The organism is Alkalibacterium gilvum (assembly GCF_900109085.1).
Lineage (GTDB): Bacteria > Bacillota > Bacilli > Lactobacillales > Carnobacteriaceae_A > Alkalibacterium > Alkalibacterium gilvum.
The window spans coordinates 1-2,291 of sequence record NZ_FNYW01000075.1 but is presented as its reverse complement, the minus strand read 5'-3'; the positions used below and the strand labels follow the sequence as shown (position 1 = coordinate 2,291).

General features: G+C 36.5%; 4 protein-coding genes. All 4 read right to left on the bottom strand.

All coding sequences use genetic code 11. The annotated features are described in order from the left end of the window. Window positions 1-261 (bottom strand): metal ABC transporter solute-binding protein, Zn/Mn family (locus tag BMX83_RS10530; RefSeq protein ID WP_177170586.1); only part of this gene is annotated, 261 nt, incomplete at its 3' end. A 22-nt stretch (window positions 262-283) separates the two neighbouring features. Further along, window positions 284-1,126 carry a metal ABC transporter permease gene (locus tag BMX83_RS10525; RefSeq protein WP_091636820.1) on the bottom strand — a complete coding sequence of 281 codons (843 nt, stop codon included), beginning with the start codon at window positions 1,124-1,126 and terminating at the stop codon, window positions 284-286. Further along, window positions 1,119-1,865 carry a metal ABC transporter ATP-binding protein gene (locus tag BMX83_RS10520; RefSeq protein ID WP_218141952.1) on the bottom strand — a complete coding sequence of 249 codons (747 nt, stop codon included), beginning with the start codon at window positions 1,863-1,865 and terminating at the stop codon, window positions 1,119-1,121. The genes BMX83_RS10525 and BMX83_RS10520 overlap by 8 nt, the downstream gene beginning before the upstream one ends. A gap of 247 nt (window positions 1,866-2,112) precedes the next feature. Next, window positions 2,113-2,280 (bottom strand): HRDC domain-containing protein, encoded by a 168-nt coding sequence (locus BMX83_RS11220; RefSeq protein ID WP_425425851.1) that lies wholly within the window; start codon window positions 2,278-2,280, stop codon window positions 2,113-2,115. Window positions 2,281-2,291: the final 11 nt, after the last annotated feature.

Sequence of the window (2,291 nt, the reverse complement as noted above, 5' to 3'; positions counted from 1 at the left end):
ATCTGATTCTTCTGATTTTTGGATGTCCTCCGGTAACACTTCATGTTCGTGTGGATCTGTACCGATCGGAACAAGGCTGTGTATATTGATCAGCCCCCCTCCAACTTGTTCAGCCATATCAGCAATAATTGAGTTTGTAGCAACAACATTCAGCTGATCGTTTGATTCATTCTCTTGCTCTCCTGTACTCGTTGCGTCGCCACACGCTGCAAGTAGTATCAAAACAGCACTACTTAAAACGAATGTTAGCCATTTTTTCATTATTCCCCTTCTTTCAATTCATTTATTTTGTTGCTCTCTTTCTCATTAATAAACCCTTTTTCGGTGCGAGTAAAAAAGCAAGCATGAAAAAGACTGCTGCAGTTAAAACGATGGTCGCTCCAGATGCCAAGTTATAAGAATAACTGAAGAAAAGTCCAATTATCGAACTAAGCATACCAATCACAGCAGATAGAACAATCATAACTTTCAAGTTATTTGTAAGTAAATACGCCGTGCCCGCTGGTGTAACAAGCATAGAGATGACAAGGATCGTACCGACTGTTTGTAAAGATACCACAGCGACAAGCGTCAGTAAGAACATCAACGCATAGTGAAAGAACTTAACAGGTAGTCCTGCTGCCTTTGCCATAACCGGGTCAAAGGACGTCAATTTTAATTCTTTGAAGAAAACAAGGATAAAGATAAGTGAAATCACTGTGACGATAGCAGTCAATATAATATCTGAGTCGCGAACTGCAAGCACATTTCCGAATAGAATATGGTACAAGTTTGTCGCACTTTCGGCAAAGGAAATCAGTATAATTCCTAATGCAAAGAAGCTACTAAACACAATTCCTATCACTGTATCATTTTTCAGTGTGCTTTTTTCAGTAATATAGCCTATCAGAACAGCTGTAAGGATACCAAAGAAGGACGCTCCAAAAACATAGCTCAAGCCGAACATATAAGAAACTGCTACACCTGGGAGGACTGCGTGAGAAATAGCGTCCCCCATTAAAGACATGCCACGCAAGATAATAAATGAGCCAAGGATTCCTGAAACAAAGCCGACAAGCAAGGAGGTAATCAAGGCATTCTGTAAAAATTGGTAATTCATTAATCCATCAATAAAATTCTCAATCATTGAGTACCCCTCCTGTCAGTGCTTCTACGAATCCAGTACCATAAATATTACCGAGATATTTCTTGGTAAAGACTTGATCAACGGGACCATCTGCTATGACCTTTTTATTCAACATAACTAAATGATCAAAGTATTTGGTTACTTTGCTCAAGTCATGGTGAACAATAACCATTGATTTTCCTTGGTCACGCAATTTTTTCAATACATCTATAATAACTTCTTCACTGACAACATCTATTCCTACAAAAGGTTCGTCAAGAAAGAACCACTCGGGTTGTTGCGCAATGGCACGTGCAATAAACACACGCTGTAATTGTCCACCTGATAGTTCACTGATTTGGTGTTCACTATATTCCTGCATATCTACAGTTTCTAATGCTTCTTTCGCTAATCGTTTTTCCTTTTTTCCTGGTCGTTTTATCAAACCTAATTTAGGATATGTTCCCAATAAAACCGTGTCAAAAACATTGATTGGAAAAGTCAGATCAAGGTCTTGTCTCTGTTCAACGTAGGCGATATCTTTTTGAATGTCTTCCAATTTGTTTTTACCGAAAGATACAGTTCCTTGGTAATCAATCAGTCCTAACATACTTTTTACTAAGGTTGATTTTCCAGCACCATTTGGACCAATTATCCCAGTGATTTGTCCCGTGGGTATAGAAATAGTTACATCTTCTAATGCTAATTTATTTGAATAATGTACGTTTAAATTTTTTACTTGAATCATAGTATCAGCCATTTCAACGCCCTTCCGAAAAATATTTTTAGCATAACCTAAACTATATTGTAATTTTATACCTTTTTATTGATTTGTCAAGTCGGTCAGTCTACTTTCACAGACACTCACCTTTTTTAATATAACGTGAAAAAGGAATAGAAACTTAACTGTCTCTACTCCTTTTAACTCTTATTTCTCATGTAAATAGTTTAATGCTATTCAACTCAGCCGTAAAATAGCTCGTTTAAATTTAAAATTAGACTTAAAATCATTTGATTCTATCATATTTTTCTATGATTTGGATAATATTTTCCCCGTATTTTCCTACTTTAGTCTCTCCAAAACCTTTTACTAAATACAGATCTGCTTTATTTCTAGGCATCGCTTCTATTAGAGCTTTTAGTTGCTTATCACTGAACACATAAAAGGCTTTTATTCCTTCTTGCC